Here is a 25,037-nt window from a genome sequence, read left to right on the forward strand (position 1 = left end):
GTGTACCTGACTCACCTGGACTGCCCGCGCTGCGGCAGGGAGTACGCCGCCGACCGGTTACACAATCTCTGCGAGTGCGGATCGCCGCTGCTGGCCCGCTACGACCTGCCGGCCGTGGCGAAGGTGGTCACCCCGGAACGCTTTCCGCTGCGCCCTGCCGACCTGTGGCGCTACCGGGAGCTTCTCCCGGTCGCCGACCCTCGGCACGTCACCACGCTGGGTGAGGGCTGGACGCCGCTGTTGCGGGCTCCGGCGTACGGCACCGAGATCGGCATCGCGGACCTGATGGTCAAGGACGAGGGGCTGATCCCGACGGGTTCGTTCAAGGCCCGGGGCGCGGCGGTCGGGGTGAGCCGGGCCCGCGAGCTGGGCGTCGAGCGGATCGCGATGCCGACGAACGGCAACGCCGGGTCGGCCTGGGCCACGTACGCCGCGCGGGCCGGAATGCGCGCGACCATCGTCATGCCGCTGGAGGCGCCGAGCATCTGCCGGCGCGAGTGCGTCGCCGCCGGTGCCGACCTGCGCCTGATCGACGGGCTGATCGGGGACGCCGGTCGGCGGGTGGCCGAGCTGATCGCGGAGTCGAACGGGGCGATCTTCGACGCCGGCACGCTGCGCGAGCCCTACCGGTTGGAGGGCAAGAAGACGATGGGGTACGAGATCGTCGAGCAGCTCGGCTGGCAGACGCCGGACGTGATCATCTATCCGACCGGCGGCGGGGTCGGCCTGATCGGCATCCACAAGGCGCTGCACGAGCTGCGTGAGCTGGGCTGGATCGGCGACAAGCTGCCCCGGCTGGTGGCGGTGCAGTCCACCGGTTGCGCGCCAATCGTGCGGGCCTTCGCCGCCGGCGAGGATCGGGCGCAGCCGTGGGCGGACGCGCACACTGTGGCGTTCGGCATCACGGTGCCGGCCCCGCTGGGCGACGAGTTGATCCTCGCGGCGCTGCGGGAGTCCTCCGGCACCGCGGTCGCCGTCGACGACGCGGACATCCTTGCCGATCTGCGGGACTTCGCCGCCCGGGAGGGGCTGCTGCTCTGCCCGGAGGGGGCGGCCTGCCTCACGGCGGCCCGGCAACTGCGCGCGGGCGGGTGGATCCGGGCCGGCGAACGGGTGGTGGTGCTCAACACCGGCGCCGGGCTGAAGTATCCGGACACTGTCGACGTCTCCGGCGTACCCCTGATGGGGTGAGGTGACGGCGCCCCGCGGACCCTGCGGTCCGCGGGGCGCCGTCGTGCCGGTCTACTGGTAGGTGATGTCGGAGGGCGAGTAGAGGCAGTTGACGCCGTCGGCGCCCTCGCCGATCTCGGTCGGCTCGCTGCCCTTCGGCACGCCCTTGTACTTCACGCAGATCGAGGTCTCGCGGTCCGGGTCGCCGACGATGGTGATCCGGCTGAACCGGGCGGTGTCGCCCCAGTTGGTGTTGATGCCGGCGATCGCGTCGGTGTTCCGGACGATGACGTTGTCGATCACCACGTGCCGCTGGTACGACGTGGAGCAGTTGCCGCAGGCGCGGTAGAGCTTGCCGGCGTTCTCCACCTGGAAGTTCTTGATGTAGACGGTGCCCGAGCCGTTGTGCTGGAAGACCTTGTCGCTGGCGGAACGGGCCCCGCCGCCGTCGACGGTGTACGTGGTGCCGCCGCGGAAGGTCGCCGCGTCCTCGCCGACGTCCTCCCACCAGACGTTGATCAGGGTGCAGTTGCCCTCGCAGTGCACGCCGTCGCCGGCCGGGGCGCCGATGATCACGTTGCGCAGGGTGGCGCCGGCGGCCAGCTCGAACATCGGGTCCTGGCTCTCACTCTGCCCGCCGTCACCGATGCCGTAGTAGCGCTTGAGCCCACCGTCGAAGGAGCCGGAAACCGGGATCGTGGCGTCCACCTTCTGGCTGCCGGTGGGCGTCGGCCAGCCAGCCGGTGGCGGAGTGGTGGGTGGCGGAGTGGTCGTCGGTGGCGGAGTGGTCGGGGTGCCGCCGCCGGACGAGTCGACGAGCACGTCGTCGAAGCCGCCGCTGGCGTACGCGGTGACCAGGCCGATCCGGCCCGCACCGGCGAGGCTGTTGCTGCCGGACGCGATCTGGGTGCCGTTGACGAAGCCGCGGATGGTGCTGCCGCTGGTCTCGATGCGCAGGTTGTACCAGGTGCCGGTGCCGATGCCCAGCGCGGCGGAACCGATCGCCGTGACGGAGCTTCCGTTGACCGCCTGCAGCTCGGCCCGGCCGGAGCCGAGCAGGGCCAGCCGGTACATCTTGGTGCTGCTGGTGGAGCGGGCGGCGAGCCCGACCAGGGCGCTGGACGAGCCGAAGTTCGTCGGCCTGACCCGGGCCTGCACTGAGTAGTTGGTCCAGCTGGTCTGGCCGGCGAACTGGCGGGCCAGCTCGCTGCCGGCGTTGGACTGGTTGAGCACGCCCGAGCCGTCGACGGCCCAGGTGCCGCCGGACTTGGACCAGCCGGAGGTGTCGCCGTCGGTGAAGTCGTCGCTGAAGACGGTGGCCGCGAAGGCCGAGGTCATGCCGGCGGCGAGGGCCGCCGCTGTCACCCCGGCGCCCACGGCCAGTAGTAGTGGTCGGCGGCCGGTGAAGCGTCTTTTCTGCACAGGTGTCCTCCTTGACGCATGTGGTGGTGATCCCTCGGCGGCCGTGGCGAGACGTGTCGGCACGGAGTGCTGCGCTGAACGGGATCGGTGTGCGCCCCCGCCGGACGCCCGGATCCGAAGCGGGGTGAAGCGGGATCGAAGCCCTGGGGAAAGGGCTTTCCAGCTCCTTCGAGGCTAGGACCGCCCAAGCACCAGCGTCAATGCCTGGCGCTTGCAGGTCTGTTGCAGGATTCCGACCGGGGCGGCACGCCCACCGATCAGTAGCTGTCCGGCCGGGTGATCCGCCAGGCCGCGTTGATCAGCCCGATGTGCGAGAGCGCCTGCGGCATGTTGCCGAGCTGCATCCCGGTGGACAGGTCGATCTGCTCGCTGAACAGGCCCACGTCGTTGGCGTGCCCGACGACCCGCTCGAAGAGCGCCTCGGCGCGCTGCTGTTCGCCGGTCATCACCAGGCACTCCACCAGCCAGAACGAGCACAGCAGAAAGCCGGCCGGGTCGGTCGTCCAGCGCCGCAGCAGCCCGTCCTCGGTGCCCAGCTCGCGCTCGACCATCTCGATCGTCGAGCGCATCCGCGGGTCGGTGGCCGGCAGAAAGTGGGTGACCGGCAGGGCGAGCACCGAGGCGTCCAACTCCGCCGAGCCGAACGCGCCGGTGAAGGCCCCGATCCGCTCGTTCCACCCCTCGCGCAGCACTGCGTCGCGGATCTCGTCGCGGACAGTGGCCCAGCGATGCGGGTCGGCCCGGTCACCGAGCCGGTCGGCGAGCCCCACCGCCCGGTCCATGGCGAGCCAGCAGGCCACCTTCGACGAAACGTAGTGGCGCTCCTCGTCGCGGGTCTCCCAGATGCCCCGGTCCGGCAGACGCCACGTCGCGGCCACCTGCTCGGTCAGCCCGAGCACCATCTCCCGCAACTCGTCCTCGAACGTCGCGCCGAGGTAGTCGCGCAGCCGCCACACCGCCGACATCACCTCACCCGGCACGTCGAGCTGCCGCTGCCGCCAGGCGTCGTTACCGACCCGCACGGGCCGACTGTCGCGGTAGCCACGCAGGTGGTTGCAGTGGTGCTCGGAGAGGTCGCGCTCGCCCTCCAGCCCGAACAGCACCGGCACCGGCTCGTCGCCGAAGCGGCCGATCGAGCGGGTCGCCCAGGCGAACAGCCGGGACGTCTCGTCGGGGCAGGCCGCCACCCACAGCGCCCGCATCGTCAACGAGAAGTCCCGCAGCCAGGAGTAGCGGTAGTCGTAGTTCCGGTCGCCGCCGATCTGCTCCGGCAGTGAGGAGGTCAGCGCCGCGGCGACCGCGCCACTGCGGGCGTACGTGAGGCCGGTCAGCACCGTGGAGCTGTGAGTGACGAGTTCGGGGTAACGGCCGGAGTATCCGTGCGTCTCCCGGAACGCCTGCCACGCCTGCGTCGTCTCGGCGAGGGTGGTCAACGGGTCCACCTTTGCCGGCGGGTCGCCGTACGCCTCGCCGAACGCGAGGTCCATCCCGATCACCTGACCGGCGGAGACCTCGAACTCGTGGGTCACCCGGTCCCTGCCCGCCCGCAGGTGCAGACCCCCGGCGCGCAACATCAGCACCACCGGGCCGGCACCGGCCAGCACCCCACCGTCGGGCTGCTCGTGCAGGTACGGCGTGAGCAGGCCGTACTCCGGGCGGGGCGCGAAGTCCAACGCCATCCGTACCCGCCCGGAGAGCCCTTCGACCACTCGGATCAGCACGGCGGGTGAATTCTTGCCCAGCTCGTGCGCGCGGGCGCCGACCTCGGCGGCCAGCGCGTCGGTGACCGCCACGCTGCCGTGTGGGGTGTGGTGCACCGTCCGCAGCACCAACGAGTCCGGCAGGTACGCGCGCTCCACCCGGTGACCCGGGCCGCCGACCCCTACCGGCGCCAGCCGGAAGTGGCCAGCTCCCGGGTCGAGCAACCGCGCGAACACTGACGACCCGTCGAACCGGTGCGGGCACCACCAGTCGATCGAGCCGTCCTTGCCGACCAGGGCACCCGAACGAGAGTCCGAGAGGAACCCGTAGTCGGAGATCGGCTGCTGCTGCTCCACCCGCCGGGGGTACCCGCATCGGCCCGGATCAGGCCGGAGGCGATCACTCGGTCGGTGGCTCGTCCTCGCCCGCCGCCTCGGCCGCGTCGGCCTCTTCCTTGGTCTTGTGCACTGCCTTGTCGGCGTGCTCCGGCGGCCCGTAGACCGTGTACAGCACCAGCGGGTTGGGACCGGTGTTGACGAAGTTGTGCTTGGTGCCCGCCGGCACCACCACCAGGTCGCCCGCGACGACCTTCCGCTTCGCGCCGGCGACCCGCGCCTCGCCGACACCGCTCACGAAGGTGAGGATCTGGTCGATGTCCTCGTGCACCTCCTCGCCGATCTCCCCATCGGCGGGGATGGTCATGATGACCAGCTGGGTGTGCTCACCGGTCCACAGCACCCGCCGGAAATCCGGGCTCTTCTCGGCGACGGTCGCGATAGTGAAATGCTCCATGTCCACGCTCATACCCCGTCCGGCGGCACCCCACGCCGGGACTCACAAATGGTGGAATTCCCCACGCTGGGAGGGTTTGGATCCACACGGACCGGGGATCGAGGAGCGGACCGGCGCGAACGGCCGGTCGAGCCAGGTCCCCGCCGACGTACCGCCGAACGGCTGCGGTGGTGGGAGACGGCCAGAGCGCGGCGACGTTCCGATCACGGAGCGGCGCCGCGCGCTCTTGTCCGCCGGAGGGCCTAGCGGTGCAGCCAGCTGACCAGATCGGGTGGGGCCAGCGCGGCGACCCGTTGCCGGTAGCGGGCGAGGCCGGCCTCGTCCAGCAGGTCACGCCCCTGGCCCGAGCCTCCCCGGCGAAAGAACGCCTGCCGGTCACGCAGCACGCCGAGCGTGTCCGGTGCGAGCCTGTCGGCGCGCTCCCGCATCCGACCGAAGGTGGCCGCCTCGACCAACTCCGGCCCCGGACTCGGAAGTTTCCACGTGTCGGCCAGCCGGCGCATCTCGCCGCCCAGATCGGCCAGCAGGTCGTCGTAGTGCACCAGCTCGACGTTCGGCTCGTGTCGGCGGACCCACGCGTCACTGAGGTGCATCAGCACCCCGGGCAGCGAATCCAGCTCGGCGCAGGGGTCCACCTCCCGGTTGACCCAGCTCAGCAACCACTCCCGCACCGGTGGCCGCTCTCTGGGTGGCCCGGTCGGGGCGGGTTGGCCGGTCAGCTCGGCGATGCGTGCCCGGTCCAGGTTGGCGCTCTGGTGGTAGAGGGAGACCGCCATGTCCAGCGGGTGCCGGGCCACCACCACGTAGTGCGCCCGAGGGTCCGACGGCACCCCGTCCAGCGGGGTGTGCGTCTTGATGAACCGCCGGTGTGGCTGGGCGGCCAGCCGGTCGTACACAGTAGCCTGCGGCTCACCCAACCAGTCGAGCCACGGCGACAGCACTGTCAGCGGCGTCGGCAACTCCGCGCTACGAAGCACCAGCAGCGCACAGATCATCTGCATCCAGGTGGTGCCGCTCTTGGACCGGGTGCTGATCACGATGTCGCCGTCGCGGAACGGGAAACCGGTCCACCGTGCGCTGTCCTCTTCGTCGGACTGGTAACGGTGAATCGACGTGGGCATCGGTGGATGGTAGTCGCCGAACCGACAGTCGGGCAGCCGAATTCCGGCTTACATTCCTGGGGCACGGGCGTATGCCTGGCTAGATTGAATTATGGTGCCCGCCCACGGGGGCCGGGCGGCGGCACCGGTCTACCGCCCCATCCTCGCCAACCGACGGGGCGAGCTTGAAGCCCTGAGCCACCTCGATCCCGCCCATGCCGCACTGGTCGCCCCGGTCCTGGAGATCGGCGCGATCGGTCGGTCCACGATGGACGCCATTCGCCGGCTGCCGTCCGGGCTGCTGCCCGCCATCGACGTCAGCGCACTGCCCGACATCCCCGAGGCGGAGCTGACCCGTTGGGGCGTGCCGGTGGTGCCGGTGATCGGGCTCTCCGAGAGCGACCACCGGCTGGTCGCGCACGGCGCGGCGGCGCGGGCGTACGGCCGGCGCGCGCTCATCCGACTGCGGGCCGGCCAGGACCGGGCCGGGCCGGACGCGAGCACCACCGCCGTGGAACGGATCTGGCGGTTCACCGGCCTCGCCCCGGAGGAGTGCGACCTGCTGGTGGACGCGGGGGACGTCTGCTGCCCGGCCGACGTGCGGACCGCCGAGCCCCGGGTACGCCACCTGCTGGACTGGGCACGCCGACACGCCTGGCGGTCGGTGACTGTGGCGGCGGGCGGTATGCCTCCGACGCTGTCCCGGTTGCCCACCGACGAGCCGGTCCAACTGGACCGCTGGGACTGGCAACTGTGGCGGCGACTGGCCGACACCGGGGTCGACTACGGCGACTACGGTGTCCACCCGGCTGGGCCGGGCGCCGGTGACAGTGGCGACCGGTTGCCGACGGTGCGCTACACCGACGACGGCAGCTGGTGGGTCTACCGCTGGGCGCGACGCGGCGGCCGGGGCGACGACAGGTTCGCCGACCTGTGCCGCACGCTGGTGTCGGCACCGCACTGGCCGATCACCGGTGCGGCCTTCTCCTGGGGTGACCATGAGCTGCTGCGCCGGGCCCGCCGTGGCGCCGGGGCCGGCTCGACCGCCAACTGGGCGGCGTGGAGCACCTCGCACCACCTGGCCCACGTGCTCGGCACGCTGTTGCATCCAGCAGGCGACGGCGCACCACGGTGGCACCCTGGGCAGGGGCCGCCACCGCAGCGGGGACGATCGCCACGCTGAAAGCCGGATCTACTGCTTCTCGGTGAAGCCGAACTGGATGATGCCCTCGTCGTCGACAGTGGCGTCCACCGACGCGTCGCCGAGCAGCTCGGCGGCGTCCTCGTCCAGGAAGATCCGCGCGCCCTGGTTGTCGACCACCCGATCGCCCTGCACCGGCTCGGGCACCAGCTCGACGGTGAGCGATCCCGCATCGGTGTCGGCGGCGATACGCACACCGCCGTCCTGGGCGACGTCCTGTTGGTTGGCGAGGTCACGGATGACGAGCACGGCGTTATCGGTCATGGTGAGCATTTGTGGAACTCCTCGTGGATTGTCGGCTCGCTGTCGGATACCGCGCGGACCGGACACTCGGCCCGCCTACGAGCACACGTGGGAGGCGACAGAGGGGCGAACGATCATCGCCGTCGCACCGAATCGGGGCAGCTGACGGCCCCGTCACTCCCACCGTGCCCGCTGGCCGGCCATCCGTCAAATAGAGCCAGGTCAGTGGAGAGCGGCGGCCGGCGCCAGCCAGGCGCGAATCTCGTTGACCGCCGCGCGGCCGGCCCGGTTGGCCCCGATCGTGCTGGCCGAGGGGCCGTACCCGACCAGGTGAATCCGAGCGTCGGCGACCACTCGGGTGCCGTCCATCGTGATACCGCCACCCGGCGCGCGCAGCCCCAGCGGGGCGAGATGGTCGATGGCCGCCCGGAAGCCGGTGCACCAGAGGATCACGTCCGCCGGCACGAACCTCCCGTCCGTCCAGGCCACCCCGTCGGGCGTGATCCGGTCGAACATGGGTAGCCGGTCGAGGACGCCGCGCTCGCGCAGGTGGCGTACCTCCGGGGTGACCGGAAGCCCGGTCACGCCCACCACGCTGCCCGGCGGCCGGCCGGAGCGGACCGCCTGCTCCACCCGGGCCACGGCGGCCCGACCCAGTTCCGGGCCGAACTCCTCCTCGTTGAACGTCGGCGGCCGGCGGGTCACCCAGGTGGTGGCCGCCGCGACGGTGGAGACCTCGCCGAGCAGTTGCACGGCCGAGGTGCCGCCACCGACCACCACCACGCGCAGGCCGGCGAACTCGGCCGGCCCTCGGTAGTCGGCGGTGTGCAACTGGCGTCCGCGGAACGTCGACCGGCCCGGGTAGTGCGGCCAGAACGGTCGCGTCCAGGTGCCGGTGGCGTTGATCAGGGCCCGGGCGGTCCAGGTGCCCCGGTCGGTGCGCACGTCGAGTCGTCCGTCCGGGCGGGAGTGCACCCCTCGGACCCGCACCGGCCGCCGCACCGGCAGGTCGAAGGCTCTCTCGTACGCGGCGAAGTAGGCGCTGACCTGCTCGGAAGCCGGGCGTTGTGGCTCGGTGGGCGGGAGCGGCAGCCCGGGCAGGTCATGGAAGCCGTGCACGCGGTCGAAGACCAGCGTCGGCCAGCGGTGCTGCCAGGCGCCGCCGGGCCCGTTGTCGGCGTCGAGGATGACGAAGCCGCTGTCGGGCGCGAAGCCGGTGCGGTGCAGGTGATAGCCGGCGCTCAGGCCGGCCTGCCCGGCACCGATCACCACGACGTCCGCGGAGTGGGTGGCCACGTGGGCTACAACGCGCTGGATGTCGCCGCTGTGCCCGTCCTCGACCGTCACGCCGATCACAGACAGCTATTCCGGCTTCGACCACCTGACCTGCGCCTACGCTGAGTTGATGAGCGACTTCCGTCGGTATGCGGGCGAGTTCCTCGGCACCCTGTTGCTGGTGTTCTTCGGGGTGGGCAGCGCGGTCGCCGCACGGGTCCAGGGCGGTGTGGTCGTGGTGGCACTGGCCTTCGGGTTCGTGATGGTGGCCCTCGTCTACACGATCGGCCCACTCTCCGGGAGCCACGTCAACCCAGCGGTGACCCTCGGTGTGCTGCTCTCCGGCAAGATCTCGGTGCTCGGGGCGGTGGCGTACTGGATCGCGCAGTTCGTCGGCGCGACGGTCGCGGGCTTCGTGCTCTGGGCGCTCACCCGCTGGGGTGACGTGGCGGACCAGACCGGGGCCCTGGGCACCAACGGTTACGGCGCGCACATCAACCGGGGCGGCGCGGCGGTGCTGGAGGTCGTGCTGACCTTCCTCTTCGTGCTGGTAGTGCTGGTGGTGACGAGTCGGAGCGAGAATCCGGGCACCGCCGGGCTGGCCATCGGGTTGGCCCTGGCCGTGACCCAACTGGTGGGCGTGACGCTGACCGGCGCGGCGGTCAATCCGGCCCGCGCGTTCGGTCCGGCGGTCTTCGAGGGCGGTGTGGCGCTACGGCAGCTCTGGGTGTTCATCGTCTTCCCGCTGCTCGGTGGGGCGCTCGCCGCGCTGGTCGCGCCACTGGTGATGGGGGCGCAGCGGCACTACTGGGGTGGGCACGAGAAGACGGTCGGCGGGCCGAAGTAGCCCAGACGGCAATATCTTTCGCCTGAGGCCCTTCTCCGGCGAATATCTCCGTGACAGCATCAGCGGATGCATCGTCGTCACTTTCCCCGGGCGCTCGCGCTGCTCGCGCTGGTCGCGACCGCGGCCACCGCCGCCGCGCCCGGCGCCACGGCCGAGTCGCCCACCCCCGCGACGACCCACCTGCGTGCCACCATCGACACGATCCTCGCCGACACCCGGCTGGCCGGCGCGCAGGCGTCGGTGGTCGTGGTCGACACCAGCACGGGACAGACGCTCTACGACCGCAACGGGGACCGCCGGCTGGTTCCCGCGTCCAACACCAAGCTGCTGACCTCGACGGCCGCCCTTGAGCTGCTCGGCCCGGGCCACCGCTTCAGCACCGACGTCCGGGCCAGCGGCAAGCGCCGTGCGGGCCTGCTCTCCGGCAACCTCTACCTGCACGGCGGAGGCGATCCGACAATGCTCGCCGCCGACTACGACGCGCTCGCCGCGCAGGTCGCCGCCGACGGCGTGCGGGTGGTCACCGGGAACCTGGTCGCCGACGACACCCGCTACGACCGCACCCGGCTCGGCCCCGACTGGACCTGGGACGACGAGCCCTACTACTACGCCGCCCAGGTCTCCGCGCTGACAGTGGCCCCGGACACCGACTACGACGCGGGCACCGTGATCGTGCACGCCGCACCGGCCGACCGGGCCGGCGCCCCGCCGGTGGTCACCACCACCCCCGCCACCGGGTACGTCCGCGTCGACAACCGCGCCCAGACGGTCAGCGACGGCGAGACCTCGATCTCGATCGAGCGCGAGCACGGCGGCAACACCGTCGTGGTGACCGGTCAGATCGCCGTCGGCGACGAGCCCGCCAGTGACTGGGTCACCGTCTGGGAACCCACCGGCTACGCGGCGGACGTGTTCCGGGCGGCGCTGCACCGACACGGCGTCCGGGTGCTCGGCCGGACGGTGCTCGGCCAGCCCACCCCGCAGACGGCCCAGCCGGTGGCGCGTCACGACTCGATGAGTCTGGGCGAGTTGATGACGCCATTCTTGAAGCTGTCCAACAACGGGCACGCCGAGGTGTTGACGAAGGAGATCGGCCGGGTGCTCTCCGGTTCGGGCACCTGGACGGCCGGTCTCACAGCGATCAGCGAGTATGTCGCCGACACCGGAATGGACACCGGGAGACTGCGCCAGCGTGACGGCTCAGGGTTGTCAAGGCGCAACCTGATCCCGGCGGCGGAATTCGTCGACCTGTTGAGCGCCGTCCGCGCCGAACCGTGGTTCGCGACCTGGTACGCGGCACTGCCGATCGCCGGTCAGCCCGAGCGGTTCGTCGGCGGCACCCTGCGCAGCCGGATGGCCGGTACGCCGGCAGCGGGCAACGTGCACGCCAAGACCGGCAGCCTGACCGGTGTCTCCGGGCTCTCCGGCTATGTCACCAGCGCCGATGGTCGACTGTTGGCGTTCTCCATCCTGCTGAACAACTACCTCACGGCGTCGGTGAAGTCGCTCGAGGACCAGATCGCCGTGGCGCTGGCCGGTTTCCGTGAGGGTGGTGCGTCGACGGCACGGGTGGCCCGGCCGACGGTGCCGGAGACGCCGCGCACCCCGGAGGGCGTCGAGTGCTCCTGGGTGAAACCGATCACCTGCTGAGCGACGGCCGGGAGGCGCGTTCGCGCCTCCCGGCCCGGCGAGCGCTCAGGCCGGACGGTCCGGTGGGGGGACCACCGCCGTCGGGTCACCGCGTTCGATGAGCGCGGCGATCTCAGCGGCCCGCAGCCCGCGCAGCGCCAGCACCCGGGTGCCCCAGCGGTGCAGGCGGCACGGGTGCGGGCTGGCATCGTTGCGGCAGACCACACCCCCGGACCACCGGCGGGGGGCGTGCACCACCACCGCCCGTACGGCGAACTGGGTGTCCTCGCCCGTCACGTACGGCGGCAGGGGGATGTCGCGAAGAACCTCCCCGGACGCTTCACCGGTGCCGGACGAAGCGGCACGACGGACGCGGTGGGCGGTGCTGCTACTCATCTCCGCTGCCTCCACACTGGATGGTCGGATGGGGACAGCAGAAAGTTACGACCCATTCGACAGTCCGCGACGGACAAATTGTCCCGCCGTCCGACGCGCAGCGATCAGTCAGTCAGTCAACGCACCGTCACGGCCTGGAGGCCGACGTTCCCGCAGTGCGACGTGAAGACCTTCTCGACGGTCCAGTTCAGCAGCAGCCGGGCACCCTTCGGCGCTGTGAAGCGGATGGTGAACTGGGCGCTCTGACTGGTGTACGGGTCTTCCAGTCGGGCGGTGCTGGCGGGCCCGCCGGTGGACAGCCGCGCGTCCAGTCGCCCCCGCGCCATCCAGATGCCACCGTAGAGCTGGACCGTGCGCGGCTCACCACTGCCGGCGACGGCAAGGTTGAACCCGTTCCCGGCGCCGCAGGCGTAGACGCCGTTGGAGCTGCCGTTCGTCGACCGTTCCGGCGTGCCGTCGGCCCAGCGCACGTACTCCTGGTTGCCGTCCCAACCGACCCGCCGGCCTGGACCGCCCCCGTCGATGATCTCACCGGAGCCCGACCGCTTGCGGTTCGTCGACCTGCCGCCACGCTCTCCCCAGTGCACCCAGTCCCGGGCGCCCACGGCAGTGAGGTCGACGATGGCGGGCATCTCGCCCCGGCTCACCGTCAACGCCGGCGAACCGGGCTTCGGCGGTGGCGGGGCGGGCGCGCTGGCCGACGGCGTCGGGTCCGGCGAGGGTGGGCGCTGGCGCGGACGCAGGCCGGGCGTCGCCGGCCCCGCCTCGCCGGTGCGCACGTCGGCGGCCGGGAAACCGGGGGAACGGGCGGGCACGCCGCCCGGACCGGCCTGCTCGTCGTCGGGCGCCGGACCGGACCGGGCGGCGAGGTACGAGATCAACACCACCAGGCAGGCGAGTACGGCGGCTCCCTCCACCGCCCAGCGCCGCCGCTGTCGGGCACGGCGCAACACACTGCGGATCTTCCCAGCGGTAATGGCACGCGGACGGTGCCTCGGCGGCGCGTTGCCAGCCCTCGAACCAGCCCGCGTGCGGTCTTCGTCCGCCACCGACCCCTCCAACTCCGCCGCCCGGCCGTTTTGGACCGCCGAGGACCACACCATTCACTGTGGGCAGTTTCACGTTTACCCGGGCGTGGACGACACGCTAGATCCGGACTGCCGGATGTGTCCAGCCCACAATGGGACGCTGTCGGACATCCCGGCCGCCCGGACGGGCACTTGGGCAGACCAGGAGCCCCTTTCGGGTCAGCCGATCCGGAAGCCGAGCAGTTGTGCGACGACCACTGCCTGCTCGACGTCGATCACGGCACCGGCCCGTTCGACGACCGTCGGGTCCAGCGCGGTGAGGTCGCTGCCCCGCAGGTCGGCACCGCCGAGCCGGACATTGGTCAGCTGCGCCCCGGAAAGATCGACACCGGTGACCGTAGCACCGGTGAGATTGGCCCTGGTGAGGTCCACCTCGCGCATGCGCACCCCGGTCAGCCGGACGCCACGCAGGTCGGCGCCGGGCAACGCGACGAAGGACCAGTCACCGCCGTCCACCGTCAACGGACGCAGATCGCACTCGCTGAAGGTGCTGCCGACCAGCTTGCAGCCGGTGAACTCGGCCTCGAAGAAGTTGCACCGCCGAAACACGCAACGGGTGAAGGCGGAGTCGACATGGCGGGAGGCGTTGAACGCCACGTTGCCGAACGTGCACCCGGTGAAGACCGAGCCCCTGCTCACCGCCTCGGTCAGATCCACACCGAAGAACTCACAACCCACGAAGTGCCGGTCGGTCAACTCCTCGCCGTACCAGTCCTCGTTGCGGAAGGTCACGTCCTCGGTCAACTCCGGCATCCGGCCAGGCTAGTGGGCGCCGCCGACAGCCGACGGCCGGCAGGCCGGGGCCGGCCCCCTTCCGGCGTCGGTGTACCGGCGAGTACGTTCGGCGGCGTGAGTGTGGCTCGGAGCAAGGACCCGGATCAGATCGGTTTCGACAGGGCGCGGCTGTCGCGGATCGACGAGCACTTCGGCCGGTACGTCGACGACGGCCGGCTGGCCGGCTGGCAGGTGGTGGTCACCCGTCGCGGCGAGGTGGCGCACTCCTCGACGTACGGGCTGCGCGACCGTGAGTCGGGCGCGCCGGTCGAGGCCGACACCCTGTGGCGGATCTACTCGATGACAAAGCCGGTCACCTCGGTCGCGGCGATGATGCTGTGGGAGGAGGGCCGGTTCGAGCTGACCGACGAGATCAGCCGCTGGCTGCCCGAGTTCGCCGACCTGCGGGTCTATTCCAAGGGGTCGGCGCTCAAGCCGTACACAGTCCCGGCGGTCGAACCGATCCGGGTCTGGCACCTGCTCACCCACACGGCCGGCCTGACGTACGGCTTCATGCAGACTTCGGTGGTCGACGGGCTCTACCGGGCCGCCGGTTACGACCTGTACCCGCCGGCGGACGTCGACCTGGCCGGCGCCTGCGCGGCGTTCGGCGAGCTGCCGCTGCTGTTTCAGCCCGGCTCGGCGTGGGGCTACTCCGTCGCCACCGACGTGCTGGGCCGACTCGTCGAGGTGGTCTCCGGGCAGAGCCTCGACGCGTTCTTCGCCGACCGGATCTTCGGCCCGCTGGGCATGACCGACACCCGCTGGTGGGTGGAGGGCGACGAGGCCGATCGGCTGGCCGCGCTCTACGTACCGGATCCGCGCAGCGGCAGGGCCGTCCGCTACGACAGCCTGGGGTCGCTCGCGTTCAGCAAGCCGGCGCTGCTCTCCGGCGGTGGTGGCCTGATCTCCAGCGCCGCCGACTACCACCGGTTCACGCAGTTGCTGCTGCGCGGCGGGGAGCTGGACGGCGTCCGGCTCCTGGGGCCGCGCACGGTGCGGTTCATGACCCGCAACCACCTGCCCGGCGGCCAGGACCTGGGCACCCTGTCCACCGGTGGCTTCGCCGAGACCACCCTGGACGGGATCGGCTTCGGCCTCGGCTTCGCGGTGGTCGACGACCCGATCCCCAGCCGGGTGCCCAGCAGCGTCGGCGAGTACTACTGGGGTGGGGTGGCCAGCACGGCGTTCTGGGTCGACCCGGCCGAGGAGATCACCGCGCTGCTGTTCACCCAGCTGATGCCGTCCAGCACCTACCCGCTCCGCTCCCAGCTGCGCCAACTGGTCTACGCCGCGCTGACCGACTGAGCGGTGTGGGGCCCGTCGCCCGCGGCCGACGGACCCCACAGCTCGGGTCAGCGGAGCTGCTGCGCCTCGATCGCCCGGATCTTCGCCGGCTTGGTGGCGGAGAGGTTCGAGATCAGGTACGCGCGCACACTGCCGTCCGGGAACACCGCCCACAGGTCGGCCACGCCGTCGGCGTTCAGGTCGGCGGTGGTGAGGCCGCTGATCGCGACACCGGCGTTCCAGCCGGAGGCGAGCCGGTACTGCGTGTAGGAGAGCGTGCCGGTCCCGTCGCCGTTGTCGGTCATGGTGACGCCCTGCCAGAGGTAGAGGTCACCGGTGGTGGCGTTGCGCAGCACCAGCGCCGCCCCCGAGGCCAGCTCGGTGCTGGCCAGGGTCCAGTTCTGCCAGTCGGTGCCGCCGGTCGGGGTGGCGTTGCTCAGCGGCAGACGAGGGAAGTAGAGGCTGGGCGCCCCGATGTTCGGGTAGTAGGTAAGGCGGTAGCCGTTCGTCGAGTCGCCGACGATGCCCAGCAGATCCGCGATGCCGCTGTCGGCGCCGTCGGCCGTGTACCCGTTGACGAGTTGGACCGGAGAGTTGTCGTACTCGTCGACGAAGTATTCGCGGATGAGAGTGACCTGTCCGCTGCCGCGGTACGGGTTCACCATCGTCCCGTCGCCGACGCCCGCGATGAAGCTGCCGCCTCCGGCGTTGACGCCACCCGGGTAGTAGGCCAGGAAGTCCTGGTTCGCGGTGCCGAAGAAGCGGCCGGTGATCACCTGGGCGCCGTCGAAATCCGCGGCCGGGTCGTCGTTGCCGGAGACCCCGTTGCCATACACGCCGATGTTCACCGCCGGGACCTTCACGCGGCCAGTGCCGACGCCGGTGGTCGCGTTGACCCGGCCCCGCGCCGCCCAGACTCCGGAGTCGAGGCCCGTCGTGGGGCCGCCGACGGTCACCAGGTCCGGTACGCCGTCGCCGTTGAGGTCCTTGTCGACCGGGCCGGCCGCGGCCGGGCTCGGGGTGTTGGCCGGTGCGGCCTGGGCCGGCAGGGCCGGGGCGACGACGGCGAACGCGAGGGTGGCCGGCACCGCCCAGGCGAGCAGCCGGCGAGGAGCAGAAAGGTTGCTCATGGGTCCCCGTTCGGGTCAGTGGATCTTGCCTGGCTCACCGTAGTCGATGCGTACCAGCGGGTGGATCCACCGAACGAGGGTCAGTCGGCTAGGCGGGCCGGGAAGCCACCGGTGGCGATCGGACCCCAGGTGTCGATGGTGACCCGGATCAGCGACTTGCCCTGGCGCACCATGGCCGCCCGGTAGTCGTCCCAGTCCGGGTGCTCACCGGAGATGCTGCGGAAGTACTCGACCAGCGGCTCCAGTGCCTCGGGCAGGTCGAGCACCTCGGCGGTGCCGTCGATCTGCACCCAGGGGCCGTTCCAGTCGTCGCTGAGCACGCAGGCCGACACCCGGGGGTCGCGGCGGAGGTTGCTCACCTTGGCCCGCTCCGGGTAGGTGGAGACGACCAGCCGCCCCTGCCCGTCGACCCCGGCGGAGACCGGGGAGGACTGCGGTCGCCCGTCGGCCCGGGTGGTCATCAGCACGACGCGGTGTCGCGGCCGGAGGAAGTCGAGCAGGCCGTCCCGGTCGACACTGGTGTTCCTTGCGATGCTGGGTGCCATTCCCCGTTCCTACCAGGGTGCGGGCGCAGCGCCGGCGGCGGGTCAGCGGGGTCGGGCCGCGGCGCGGTGCACCGCCTGGGTGGGCACCCGGGGGCGGCCGGACGGACGCCAGGCCCGACCGTTGGCGTAGATCACCCGAAAGCCGAGGTACGACGCGAGCGGCGCCCAGTGGGCTGAGCCCATCCGCAGCTCGGCGGCGTTGTGTCGCTGGCCGTTGGCGAGCACGTCGAGGAGCACGGTTTCGAAGGCCGCCGATTCGACCCAGTCGACTTCCCGGGTGAAACCGCAGATCAGAGCGGCGCCGGTGACCTCCAGGAACTCGCGCAGCACCGCGTCCGAGGCGCGCAGCACCGAGCAGCTTCCGAAATAGAGTCGCCGCCCCTCCGCGCGGCCGGCCATCAGCTCGGCCACCTCGTTCAACTCCACCGACTGCCAGTCGGTGAGGCAGAGCCGGCTCGGCTCACCGTGCATGGCGAAGAAGCCGACCCGGTGGTCGGCGTACTGCTTGAGCAGCCAACGGTCCAGGAAGTAGAACAACTCGTCGCGGGTGGCCGCGTCCTTGTGGATGAAGCGGATCTTGCCCAGCCGCTCCAGCAGCTCCAGCGTGGGCAGCACCGAGCCCCGCTCGTTGAGGTCACGGTGCCATTGACCCTCGACACAGAAGACGCCACCGCGTGCCACGCGCACCTCCGCCAGTCCGCCGACCCGGAGGTGACGTTACCGGCCACCATCGCCCCGGGAACATCGCCCTCGGTGTAGCAGATTGCGACGTTCGGTGTTATTCGCCGTAGGCGGGGCGATCGGTCGGGAATGGCTGTTTCGCAAATCAGCCGAATTCCCAGGCAATACCCAGGGACAGCGGATTGTGAGCACAATTCTCGTTAACCACCGCCAACGGCACCGATCAGTGCGAGGGTGGAAATCACGGGACTTCTCGGTCGATGTCCTGGAGCCACCCCATTCGCTCTCCTATCGGGAGGACTTCTGTGCGCGTAAACACCTTGAAGCGGGTCGCCGTCGCATTCGCCCTGGCACTGCCCGGGGCCGCAATCGCCACGGTGATCGCCGCACCGGCGGCGTACGCGGACGGCTGTTACACCTGGAACCGCACCCTGAGCCAGGGGCGCTCCGGCGACGACGTCCGCCAGTTGCAGATCCGGGTCGCTGGATGGGCCGGATACCGGGACATCGTGGAGAACGACGGCCGCTACGGGCCGAAGACCGCCGCCGCGGTCAAGCGGTTCCAGCAGGCGTACGGACTGCGCGCCGACGGCATCGCCGGCCCACAGACCTTCGCCAAGCTGTACCAACTCCAGGACAGCGACTGCACACCCGCGCACTTCACCTACAGCGAGCTGGACAACGGTTGCGGCGGAAGCGGGTGGAGCGGCGGCCCGCTGTCGGCGAACCAGACCAAGCAGAACGCGCTGCGCACCATGTGGAAGCTGGAGGCGCTGCGCAAGAGCCTCGGCGACAAACCGCTCTACGTGTCGAGCGGGTTCCGCAGTCGCGCCTGCAACAACCGGGTCGGCGGCGCGTCAGACAGCCAGCACCTGTACGGCAACGCAGCAGACGTCACCTCACGGACGTCCTCGCTGTGCCAGGTCGCCCGCGGCGCCCGTAACAACGGCTTCAGTGGGATCTACGGGCCGGGCTACCCCGACCACGACGACCACGTGCACGTCGACTCGCGTCGGGAGAACAACAGCGACAACAGCTCGAACACGACGAGCTGGTCCGCCCCGGACTGCGGGGTCGGCAACTGAGCCCACCCGCTCAGAGCGACGTCGGCCCGACGCGGAGGGGGAATCTTCGCGCCGGGCCGACGTCATGTCGCCCCGGGTCGGGTGGGCGGAGGGGTAGCGCGCTCAGCTCGCCCGGGGCCAGCGCGGCGCGGTGACGGGGGGAGTCACCGACCGGCCAGCAGCGGTGGGCCGTACCCCCTGGGGGACGACCCGCGCGGCCTGTTGCCGCGAAGGCCCGGTTGCCGTGAACGGAAACGGCACGTGCACGAACGGATTGCCATGCCGGATCAACGCCTCGATCTGCCGCTCGTTGAGCCCGTGTGTCTCCAACACCCGACGCCCCCAGCGGTGCAGTCGGCACGGGTAGGAAGCGCCGTCGTTGCGGCACAGCGGCCCGGTGGGCCACTCCTCGGCGGTGTGCACGACCACCGCCCGGACCGCGAGCCGGACATCCTCGGGGGTCAGTGGTGCCGGCATCGGCACCTCACCCAGTACCTGATCGATGGGATCCGTCGACTGCTCACCAACTCGCACGGCAGGCCTCCCGCAGTTCGGCAGCGGTACGGCGGACCTACCGCACCGACATCCTCGGCCATGGATACGGCGGACACCGGACGAAAGTTCAATTCCGGTACGCGGTAAGCAGATCCTCCGCCGACAGCACCCGAACGCCGTCCACTGCGGTGCCGCTGCGCGACACGGCAACGACCGGTACCGACTCGTCGGCGCCGGGAAGCAGAGACCGATGCAGGAGCAGCCGGCCCAGGTCATGCGCGTCAAAGGGTCGGCTCTCCTGCCACTTGACCGATCCGACGAAGCTGATCCTTCGAGCGACTGGCGCACGGTCGGCGCCGACTATGTCGATCTCCGGGTCGTTGGTCCGGGTCCAGTAGCCGCCGATGGTCGTCGCCTCGGCCGGGAGATGGTCGCCGGGCAGCCGGCGCAGCGCCTCCCGGACGACAGGTTCGATGGCCCGTCCCCGCCAGGACGTCCACGACCGGTCGATCCGGTCCAGGGTCAGGTCGCCACGGCCCCGCTCGATCTCGGGGAGGTGCGGCCCCAGGAACGACAACCAGAAGCGCAGATACGGATCGGCCACCGCGTACCGGGTCTCCCGCGACGGCTTGGTCGACAGCGGGACGGCGACCTCCACTGCCCGCTTCTGGGTCAGCAGGCGCAGGGCGCGGTTGAGGGACGCCTGTGGCAGGTCCCCTGCCGCGCGGGAGATCAGCGAGAAGGTCCGTTCACCGGAGCCGATCGCCCGCAGCACAAGACCCGCCTGGGACTGGGGCGGGAACTCCGCCGCCAGTGCCCGCTCACCGCTCACCAGCAGGGCAGAGGTCGGATCCCGTACCGCGTCGGCCAGATACTCGTGGACGGATGCACCGTTCGGCCACTCGTCGAGGATCAGCGGCAGACCGCCGGAGACCAGGTAGGCGTCGAAGGCGTCGGCGGCGGACAGGCCGAGCATGTCGCTGACGTCGGCCGGGCTCAGCGGCGGAATGACCATCTCCGTGGCGCGCTGGTGGAACGGCCGGCCGTAATCGTTGAGGGCTTCCATCATGGCCAGGTCCGATCCGACGCAGATCAGGAGGACCGGCCGTCGGGACAACTCGCGATCGAAGACCTTCTGCAGCGTTCCCTCGAAGCCCGGGTCGCCCGCGATGAGGTACGGCATCTCATCTAGGACGACGACGCTCGGCCGGTCGGACGGCAGCGCGGCCGCGAGCAGGGTCAGCGCGGCGTCCCAGGTCTGTGGTTGCTGTTCACGCAGAATCTGAGCGCCCGGCAGCGTCGAGGCGGCCGCCTCCTCAACGAAGAGGGCGAGCTCGGCGGCGACGGCCGGCTGCGCGGAGGCGGTGAAGAAGAGGTACGGCACCCCGGCCCGCTCCACGAACTCCTCGACCAGGCGGGACTTTCCTACCCGCCGGCGACCTCGCATGAGAAGGGCTCGCCCGGGCCGACCGGCACGGCCACCCTGTTGCACGCGGGACAGCATGCCGCCCAGGAGGTGGAGCTCACGGTCCCGCCCGACAAAGCCGTCCACGGTCACTCCTGACACTACCAACGATGAAACAACCAAAAATGAGTGTAACCTCGTCCGTGTTGGTGCGCCCGCCAATCTGGCCTGGTGCGACCGCTCGTCAGACCAGGCCGGCGTCGTGCACGAGCAGCGCCACCTGGACCCGGTTGTTCAGCTCCAGTCGGGTCAGCAGCCGGGAGACGTACGCCTTCACCGTCGCCACGCTCATGAACAACTCCCCCGCGATCTCCGCGTTGGTGTGCCCCCGCCCCAGCGCGACCGCCACCTGCCGCTCCCGCTCGCTGAGCCCGGTGAGCTGTCGCAGCGCCCGTGCCCGGCGCGGATCCGGGCCGACCGGGCCGGGAGCGGCGGCGGTCACGTGGGCGATCAACGTCCGGGTCACCGTCGGCGAGAGCGTCGCCTCGCCCGCCGCGACCCGGCGTACGGCGTGCACGATCTCCGCCGGCGGGGTGTCCTTGAGCAGGAAACCGGCCGCCCCGGCCCGGAGCGCCCGCAGCACCTGCTCGTCCGCGTCGAAGGTGGTCAGCACCAGCACCTCCGGCGGGTGCGGTTGGGCACGCAGCGCCTCGGTGGCGGTCAGCCCGTCGACCCGGGGCATCCGGATGTCCATCAGCACCACGTCCGGGGCGTACGCGGCGACGGCAGCCGGCACCTCACCACCGTCGGCCGCCTCGCCGACCACCGTCAGGTCCGGCAGACCGCCGAGGATCATCGAGAGCCCCGCCCGGACCAGCGCGTCGTCGTCCACGATCAGCACGCGCACCGGCGGCACATCCGGGCCGGCCGGCCCGGCCGCGTCCGGCGGCCCGGTCACGCCGGCCACGGCAGCCAGGCGGCCAACCGGAAGTCACCGCTGTCGTCACGACCGTAGGCGAGCCGCCCGCCGGCCAGTGTGACCCGTTCGCTGATGCCGATCAGGCCGGTGCCAGCACCCGGCAGTGTGCCGCCGGCCGGCGCCCCGACCGGCCACCGGTTGCCGATCGCCACTGTCAGCCCGGCGCCCGGACCGCCGGCCACGTCCACCCTGACGGCCGCGCCGGCAGCGTGCTTACGGGCGTTGGTCAGCCCCTCCTGCACGATCCGGTACGCGGCCCGGCCCAGCGCCGCCGGCACCTCCCCCGGGCTGGCGACGCTGTCGCTGACGTTGACCCGCACCCCGGCCGACCGTGATTCCGCGATCAGGGCCGGCAGGTCGGCGAGGGTGGGCTGCGGCGGCTCGGGGGCGTCGCCACCGTCGTCCTCGGCCCGGAGCACCCCGATCACCTCCCGCAGGTCCTGGAGGGCGGCGTGCGCGCTGCCCCTGATCACCCCGGCGGCCCGGGCCACCTCGTCGGCCGGCGCGTCCGGGCGGAACTCCAGCGCACCCGCGTGCAGGCTGAGCAGGGAGATCCGGTGAGCCAGCACGTCGTGCATCTCCCGGGCGATCCGGGTGCGTTCGAGGTGGCGGGCCTGGGTGACCCGCAGCTGCTGCTCCGCCTCGGCCCGCTCGGCCCGCTCGCGCAGCGACACGATCAACTGCCGGCGGGCCCTGACGAACATCCCCCAGGCCAGCACGGAGAAGCTGAGCACCACGCCCCAGGACACGGTGGCCCAGTACGGCATGCTCGGATCCGGGCGTGTCCAACTGAAGACCAGGTTGGTGACGAGACCCGCACCGGTGACCGCGATCGCGATGGCGGTCCGTCGGTGCACCACCACGGTGAAGTAGAAGATCAACAGCGGGATGGCGGCGGCCATCGAGAACAGGGTCAGCGGTGTCGTCGCCACCACCAGCCCGAGCGGCCACCGTCGGCGCAACCAGAGCAGCCCGCAGCAGACCAGCCCGATCACCGCGTCGGCGCCGGTCATCCAGTCGTGCGGGAGCGGGGCGGCCATCGCCGGGTCGGGCGACAGGGCGTCGGCGGTGGCGAACAGCACCCAGACCACGGAGACCAGGAACGCGAGGCTGTCCACGATCCAGTCGCGGGTGGTGCGGCGCGGGCGCGGACGCCCACTGTCGGCCGGCACCACCAGCTCCCCTGGCAGCAGCCAGGGGTGCTCCGGGACGGCGATGCTGGTCACGAGGCCCATGCTAGGCAGACGATGGTCGGCCCGACCAGCTACCAAAGTCGAGAGCCACCGGTCGACCAAGGTCGACGCGGCACCGACCGCTGGCCGCAGCGGATGGCCGGGTGGCGCGGGCAGGCTCAACCGCATGATCACGGTAGAGAACCTCACCAAGCGATACGGGCCACACCCGGCCGTGGACGACGTGTCGTTCCAGTGCCAGCCGGGCACCGTCACCGGCTTCCTCGGACCCAACGGGGCCGGCAAGTCGACCACCATGCGCATGATCTGCGGGCTGACCGCGCCGACCGCCGGCCGCGCCACCGTCTCCGGGCACCCGTACCGGGAACTGCCCAACCCGGGGCGGGAGGTCGGGGTGTTGCTGGACGCCTCCGCCCAGCACGCCGGGCGCACCGGCCGCGAGGCGTTGACGCTGTCCGCGTACACGATGGGTCTGGACCGGCGCGAGGTCGCCGCGAAGCTCGACCTGGTCGGGTTGAACGCGGTGGCCGCGAAGCGTCGGGTACGGGCGTACTCGCTGGGAATGCGCCAACGGCTCGGGCTGGCGCACGCGCTGCTCGGCGACCCCCGGGTGTTGATCCTCGACGAGCCGGCCAACGGCCTGGACCCGGAGGGGATCTTCTGGATGCGCGGCCTGCTGCGCGACTTCGCCGACCGGGGCGGCACCGTGCTGCTCTCCTCCCACCTGCTGCGCGAGGTGGAGGCGGTCGCGGACCGGCTGGTGGTTATCGGGGGTGGCCGGATCGTGGCCCAGGGCGACAAGAACGAGTTGCTGGCCGGCGGCGGCACCGTGGTCCGGGCCCGCGACAGTGCGGCGCTGCGCCGGGCGCTGGAGGTGGCCAACCTGAGCGCCGCCGACAGCTCGGAGGGGCTGCTCGTGCAGGCCGACGCCGAGGCGGTCGGCCAGGCCGCCGCCGATGCCGGCGTCGCGTTGGCCGAGCTGCGCCCCGCCAGCGGCGGCGGCCTGGAACAGCTCTTCCTCACCCTGACCGCCGGCGAATCGACCAAGGAGGCCGTCCGATGACCACCACCACCGCGCCCGCCGCCGGTGCCGTCGCACCCCGGCAGCACACTGCGGTACGCCGACCGTCGCTGCTCCGGCTCACCGCCGTGGAGGTGCGCAAGCTCGTCGACACCCGGGCCGGTCGCTGGCTGATGATCACCATCGGTCTGGTCACCGCCGCGATCGTCACCCTGCAACTGATCTACGCCGGGGACGCCGACCAGACCTTCCTCAACTTCTTCGTCCCCTCGCTGCTACCGGTGTCGGTGCTGCTGCCGGTCCTGGGCATCCTGTCGATCACCAGTGAGTGGTCGCAGCGCACCGCACTCACCACGTACGCCCTGGTGCCCCGCCGGGAGCGGGTGGTCGCCGCGAAGCTGATCGCCGTGTCACTGACCGCGCTCGCCTCGGTGCTGGCCAGTCTCGCCGTCGCCGCCGTCGGCACGCTGGTGGCGTCCGCCACCGGCGGGGCGGGCACCTGGCAGTTCGACTGGTCGCTGGTCCTGAACGCGGGGATCCTCCAGGTCACCAGCGTGCTGATGGGCGCCGCCTTCGGTCTGCTGCTGCTCAACCCGCCGCTGGCGATCGTCGGCTACCTGCTGCTGCCCACCCTGTGGGGGGTGCTCGGCGAGATGGTCAAGCCGCTGCGCGGTCCGTCCGAATGGCTGGACACCAGCAAGACCATGGAACCGCTGTTCAGCAGCGACGCCGTCACCGGCGAGCAGTGGGGCCGGGTAGCGGTCTCCCTGCTGGTCTGGATGGTCCTCCCGCTGGCCGCCGGCCTGTTCCGGACGCTGCGCCGCGAGGTGTCCTGACCATGGACGTGGCCCGCTACCGTCCGCGCACTGTGGTCAGCGGCGGCCCGCTGGAGCTGGCGGTCATGTGGGGTGGCTTCCCGCTGCTCGGCGCGGGCGCCGGATGGCTCCTCGCGGCGGCGACGGGCTGGCTCGCCCGGCTGCCCTGGGTGCCGTTCAGCGACCTGATCGAGTGGTTGGACCGGCTGCCCGAGCCGCAGGCCACCGCCGCCACCATCGGGGTGGGCGTCCTGGCCGGCCTGGTCATCGCCGGGATCGGCACCGCCGAACGGCTGATCGTCACGGTCGACGGGGCGCAGGTCCAGCTGCGCCGCTCTGATGAGAACCGGACCATCGCCCGGGTCGACACCCGGGTGGTCTTCCTCGCCGACAAACATCTGGTGCTGCTGGACGCCGACGGCGCGGAACTGGTCCGGGAGTCGACGGACCTGCCGGCCGCCCAACTGGCCGCGGCGTTCCGGGAGCACGGCTGGGGCTGGGCGGACGACGACCCGCACCGGTCGACGTACCGGCTGTGGGTTCCGGACCTGCCCGGGTTGCCGGCCGGCGCGGACGCGCTGCTGCGCGCCCGGGACCGGGCCATCGAGCGGGACCGCCGCGACGACACCCGGGAGTTGCGCCGCGAGCTGGGCCAGATCGGGGTGGTGCTGCGCGACGAGGGCAAGCGGCAATACTGGCGGTTGACCACCCGGGCCCTCGCCTCCGGGCCGGAGCGGCCGACTTCGGCCGAGCGGGAGGCGGACGGGCGGTAGCGTCTGTCCCA

General features: G+C 71.5%; 25 protein-coding genes. 9 read left to right on the plus strand and 16 right to left on the minus strand.

Going from position 1 to position 25,037, the window contains the following annotated elements:
* Entirely contained in the window at positions 1 to 1,191 is a 1,191-nt protein-coding gene (locus MED01_RS00175; protein ID WP_238666488.1) for a threonine synthase, read from the plus strand.
* A 51-nt stretch (positions 1,192 to 1,242) separates the two neighbouring features.
* Here MED01_RS00175 and MED01_RS00180 read toward each other — a convergent pair whose 3' ends face one another.
* The 4 genes from MED01_RS00180 to MED01_RS00195 form a co-directional block, all read right to left on the minus strand.
* Positions 1,243 to 2,592 carry a pectate lyase gene (locus tag MED01_RS00180; protein ID WP_238666489.1) on the minus strand — a complete coding sequence of 450 codons (1,350 nt, stop codon included), beginning with the start codon at positions 2,590 to 2,592 and terminating at the stop codon, positions 1,243 to 1,245.
* Positions 2,593 to 2,849: 257 nt separating this feature from the next.
* The gene (locus MED01_RS00185; RefSeq protein WP_238666490.1) at positions 2,850 to 4,649 is read right to left on the minus strand and encodes a glycoside hydrolase family 15 protein; all 1,800 of its coding nucleotides are present in this window, start codon (positions 4,647 to 4,649) and stop codon (positions 2,850 to 2,852) included.
* A gap of 43 nt (positions 4,650 to 4,692) precedes the next feature.
* Positions 4,693 to 5,085, minus strand: a complete 393-nt coding sequence (locus MED01_RS00190; protein WP_091397116.1) for a cupin domain-containing protein — start codon at positions 5,083 to 5,085, stop codon at positions 4,693 to 4,695.
* A gap of 242 nt (positions 5,086 to 5,327) precedes the next feature.
* The gene (locus MED01_RS00195; protein ID WP_238666491.1) at positions 5,328 to 6,206 is read right to left on the minus strand and encodes a sulfotransferase domain-containing protein; all 879 of its coding nucleotides are present in this window, start codon (positions 6,204 to 6,206) and stop codon (positions 5,328 to 5,330) included.
* A 91-nt stretch (positions 6,207 to 6,297) separates the two neighbouring features.
* Between MED01_RS00195 and MED01_RS00200 the strand changes: the two genes are divergently transcribed.
* The gene (locus MED01_RS00200) at positions 6,298 to 7,368 is read left to right on the plus strand and encodes a beta family protein (protein WP_238666492.1); all 1,071 of its coding nucleotides are present in this window, start codon (positions 6,298 to 6,300) and stop codon (positions 7,366 to 7,368) included.
* Positions 7,369 to 7,377: 9 nt separating this feature from the next.
* Here the strand turns inward: MED01_RS00200 and MED01_RS00205 are convergent, their stop codons facing one another.
* Both MED01_RS00205 and MED01_RS00210 read right to left on the minus strand, forming a co-directional pair.
* Complete coding sequence (locus MED01_RS00205; RefSeq protein ID WP_238666493.1) at positions 7,378 to 7,659, minus strand: adhesin; 282 nt, start codon at positions 7,657 to 7,659, stop codon at positions 7,378 to 7,380.
* Positions 7,660 to 7,851: 192 nt separating this feature from the next.
* Positions 7,852 to 8,976 (minus strand): NAD(P)-binding domain-containing protein, encoded by a 1,125-nt coding sequence (locus tag MED01_RS00210; RefSeq protein WP_238666494.1) that lies wholly within the window; start codon positions 8,974 to 8,976, stop codon positions 7,852 to 7,854.
* A gap of 58 nt (positions 8,977 to 9,034) precedes the next feature.
* Here MED01_RS00210 and MED01_RS00215 point away from each other — a divergent pair, with 58 nt between their 5' ends.
* Together MED01_RS00215 and dacB are read left to right on the plus strand one after the other, a co-directional pair.
* Positions 9,035 to 9,751: an MIP/aquaporin family protein gene (locus tag MED01_RS00215; RefSeq protein ID WP_091393624.1), complete on the plus strand. Its 717-nt coding sequence runs from the start codon at positions 9,035 to 9,037 to the stop codon at positions 9,749 to 9,751.
* Between the two features lie 66 nt (positions 9,752 to 9,817).
* Positions 9,818 to 11,401 carry a D-alanyl-D-alanine carboxypeptidase/D-alanyl-D-alanine endopeptidase gene (gene dacB / locus MED01_RS00220; RefSeq protein ID WP_238666495.1) on the plus strand — a complete coding sequence of 528 codons (1,584 nt, stop codon included), beginning with the start codon at positions 9,818 to 9,820 and terminating at the stop codon, positions 11,399 to 11,401.
* Between the two features lie 45 nt (positions 11,402 to 11,446).
* On the opposite strand, the gene MED01_RS00225 is transcribed toward dacB, so the two are convergent.
* The 3 genes from MED01_RS00225 to MED01_RS00235 form a co-directional block, all read right to left on the minus strand.
* A complete protein-coding gene (locus tag MED01_RS00225; protein WP_030331319.1) occupies positions 11,447 to 11,776 on the minus strand; it encodes a hypothetical protein in 330 nt (109 codons plus the stop codon).
* A 116-nt stretch (positions 11,777 to 11,892) separates the two neighbouring features.
* Complete coding sequence (locus tag MED01_RS00230; RefSeq protein ID WP_238666496.1) at positions 11,893 to 12,729, minus strand: hypothetical protein; 837 nt, start codon at positions 12,727 to 12,729, stop codon at positions 11,893 to 11,895.
* Positions 12,730 to 13,023: 294 nt separating this feature from the next.
* Positions 13,024 to 13,617 (minus strand): pentapeptide repeat-containing protein, encoded by a 594-nt coding sequence (locus MED01_RS00235; protein WP_238666497.1) that lies wholly within the window; start codon positions 13,615 to 13,617, stop codon positions 13,024 to 13,026.
* Between the two features lie 96 nt (positions 13,618 to 13,713).
* Here MED01_RS00235 and MED01_RS00240 point away from each other — a divergent pair, with 96 nt between their 5' ends.
* Positions 13,714 to 14,946, plus strand: a complete 1,233-nt coding sequence (locus MED01_RS00240) for a serine hydrolase domain-containing protein (protein WP_238666498.1) — start codon at positions 13,714 to 13,716, stop codon at positions 14,944 to 14,946.
* 47 nt (positions 14,947 to 14,993) lie between these two features.
* On the opposite strand, the gene MED01_RS00245 is transcribed toward MED01_RS00240, so the two are convergent.
* The 3 genes from MED01_RS00245 to MED01_RS00255 all read right to left on the minus strand — a co-directional run bounded on the left by MED01_RS00245 (position 14,994) and on the right by MED01_RS00255 (position 17,281).
* Positions 14,994 to 16,055 (minus strand): hypothetical protein, encoded by a 1,062-nt coding sequence (locus tag MED01_RS00245; protein WP_238666499.1) that lies wholly within the window; start codon positions 16,053 to 16,055, stop codon positions 14,994 to 14,996.
* Between the two features lie 80 nt (positions 16,056 to 16,135).
* On the minus strand, positions 16,136 to 16,600 hold the full coding sequence (locus MED01_RS00250) for a PPOX class F420-dependent oxidoreductase (protein ID WP_238666500.1): 465 nt from the start codon (positions 16,598 to 16,600) through the stop codon (positions 16,136 to 16,138).
* Positions 16,601 to 16,642: 42 nt separating this feature from the next.
* Positions 16,643 to 17,281 carry a DUF6642 family protein gene (locus MED01_RS00255; RefSeq protein WP_091393643.1) on the minus strand — a complete coding sequence of 213 codons (639 nt, stop codon included), beginning with the start codon at positions 17,279 to 17,281 and terminating at the stop codon, positions 16,643 to 16,645.
* Between the two features lie 305 nt (positions 17,282 to 17,586).
* On the opposite strand from MED01_RS00255, the gene MED01_RS00260 reads away from it, so the two are divergent.
* The gene (locus MED01_RS00260; RefSeq protein ID WP_238666501.1) at positions 17,587 to 18,366 is read left to right on the plus strand and encodes a D-Ala-D-Ala carboxypeptidase family metallohydrolase; all 780 of its coding nucleotides are present in this window, start codon (positions 17,587 to 17,589) and stop codon (positions 18,364 to 18,366) included.
* A gap of 102 nt (positions 18,367 to 18,468) precedes the next feature.
* Here MED01_RS00260 and MED01_RS00265 read toward each other — a convergent pair whose 3' ends face one another.
* From MED01_RS00265 to MED01_RS00280, 4 genes are all read right to left on the minus strand, one after another.
* Positions 18,469 to 18,879, minus strand: coding sequence for a hypothetical protein (locus MED01_RS00265; protein WP_238666502.1), 411 nt, complete (start codon positions 18,877 to 18,879; stop codon positions 18,469 to 18,471).
* An 88-nt stretch (positions 18,880 to 18,967) separates the two neighbouring features.
* Positions 18,968 to 20,287, minus strand: coding sequence for an ATP-binding protein (locus tag MED01_RS00270; RefSeq protein WP_238666503.1), 1,320 nt, complete (start codon positions 20,285 to 20,287; stop codon positions 18,968 to 18,970).
* Between the two features lie 202 nt (positions 20,288 to 20,489).
* A complete protein-coding gene (locus MED01_RS00275) occupies positions 20,490 to 21,221 on the minus strand; it encodes a response regulator (RefSeq protein WP_372493553.1) in 732 nt (243 codons plus the stop codon).
* Positions 21,200 to 22,450, minus strand: coding sequence for a sensor histidine kinase (locus tag MED01_RS00280; RefSeq protein ID WP_238666504.1), 1,251 nt, complete (start codon positions 22,448 to 22,450; stop codon positions 21,200 to 21,202). The genes MED01_RS00275 and MED01_RS00280 overlap by 22 nt, the downstream gene beginning before the upstream one ends.
* A 133-nt stretch (positions 22,451 to 22,583) precedes the next feature.
* Here MED01_RS00280 and MED01_RS00285 point away from each other — a divergent pair, with 133 nt between their 5' ends.
* From MED01_RS00285 to MED01_RS00295, 3 genes are read left to right on the plus strand one after another with little or no spacing between them, the layout of a single operon-like run.
* A complete protein-coding gene (locus MED01_RS00285) occupies positions 22,584 to 23,480 on the plus strand; it encodes an ABC transporter ATP-binding protein (RefSeq protein WP_238666505.1) in 897 nt (298 codons plus the stop codon).
* Positions 23,477 to 24,274, plus strand: a complete 798-nt coding sequence (locus MED01_RS00290; RefSeq protein WP_238666506.1) for an ABC-2 transporter permease — start codon at positions 23,477 to 23,479, stop codon at positions 24,272 to 24,274. Before MED01_RS00285 ends, MED01_RS00290 begins: the two co-directional genes overlap by 4 nt.
* A 2-nt stretch (positions 24,275 to 24,276) precedes the next feature.
* On the plus strand, positions 24,277 to 25,026 hold the full coding sequence (locus tag MED01_RS00295; RefSeq protein WP_238666507.1) for a YqeB family protein: 750 nt from the start codon (positions 24,277 to 24,279) through the stop codon (positions 25,024 to 25,026).
* Positions 25,027 to 25,037: the final 11 nt, after the last annotated feature.

Source organism: Micromonospora alfalfae (assembly GCF_022230925.1).
GTDB lineage: Bacteria > Actinomycetota > Actinomycetes > Mycobacteriales > Micromonosporaceae > Micromonospora > Micromonospora alfalfae.

Coding starts and splice junctions, on each gene's coding strand:
- MED01_RS00190 (WP_091397116.1), bottom strand. CDS start 5,085: ATGGAGCATTTCACTATCGCGACCGTCGCCGAGAAGAGCCCGGATTTC.
- MED01_RS00195 (WP_238666491.1), bottom strand. CDS start 6,206: ATGCCCACGTCGATTCACCGTTACCAGTCCGACGAAGAGGACAGCGCA.
- MED01_RS00200 (WP_238666492.1), top strand. CDS start 6,298: ATGGTGCCCGCCCACGGGGGCCGGGCGGCGGCACCGGTCTACCGCCCC.
- MED01_RS00205 (WP_238666493.1), bottom strand. CDS start 7,659: ATGCTCACCATGACCGATAACGCCGTGCTCGTCATCCGTGACCTCGCC.
- MED01_RS00215 (WP_091393624.1), top strand. CDS start 9,035: ATGAGCGACTTCCGTCGGTATGCGGGCGAGTTCCTCGGCACCCTGTTG.
- dacB (WP_238666495.1), top strand. CDS start 9,818: ATGCATCGTCGTCACTTTCCCCGGGCGCTCGCGCTGCTCGCGCTGGTC.
- MED01_RS00225 (WP_030331319.1), bottom strand. CDS start 11,776: ATGAGTAGCAGCACCGCCCACCGCGTCCGTCGTGCCGCTTCGTCCGGC.
- MED01_RS00235 (WP_238666497.1), bottom strand. CDS start 13,617: ATGCCGGAGTTGACCGAGGACGTGACCTTCCGCAACGAGGACTGGTAC.
- MED01_RS00245 (WP_238666499.1), bottom strand. CDS start 16,055: ATGAGCAACCTTTCTGCTCCTCGCCGGCTGCTCGCCTGGGCGGTGCCG.
- MED01_RS00250 (WP_238666500.1), bottom strand. CDS start 16,600: ATGGCACCCAGCATCGCAAGGAACACCAGTGTCGACCGGGACGGCCTG.
- MED01_RS00270 (WP_238666503.1), bottom strand. CDS start 20,287: ATGCGAGGTCGCCGGCGGGTAGGAAAGTCCCGCCTGGTCGAGGAGTTC.
- MED01_RS00285 (WP_238666505.1), top strand. CDS start 22,584: ATGATCACGGTAGAGAACCTCACCAAGCGATACGGGCCACACCCGGCC.
- MED01_RS00290 (WP_238666506.1), top strand. CDS start 23,477: ATGACCACCACCACCGCGCCCGCCGCCGGTGCCGTCGCACCCCGGCAG.
- MED01_RS00295 (WP_238666507.1), top strand. CDS start 24,277: ATGGACGTGGCCCGCTACCGTCCGCGCACTGTGGTCAGCGGCGGCCCG.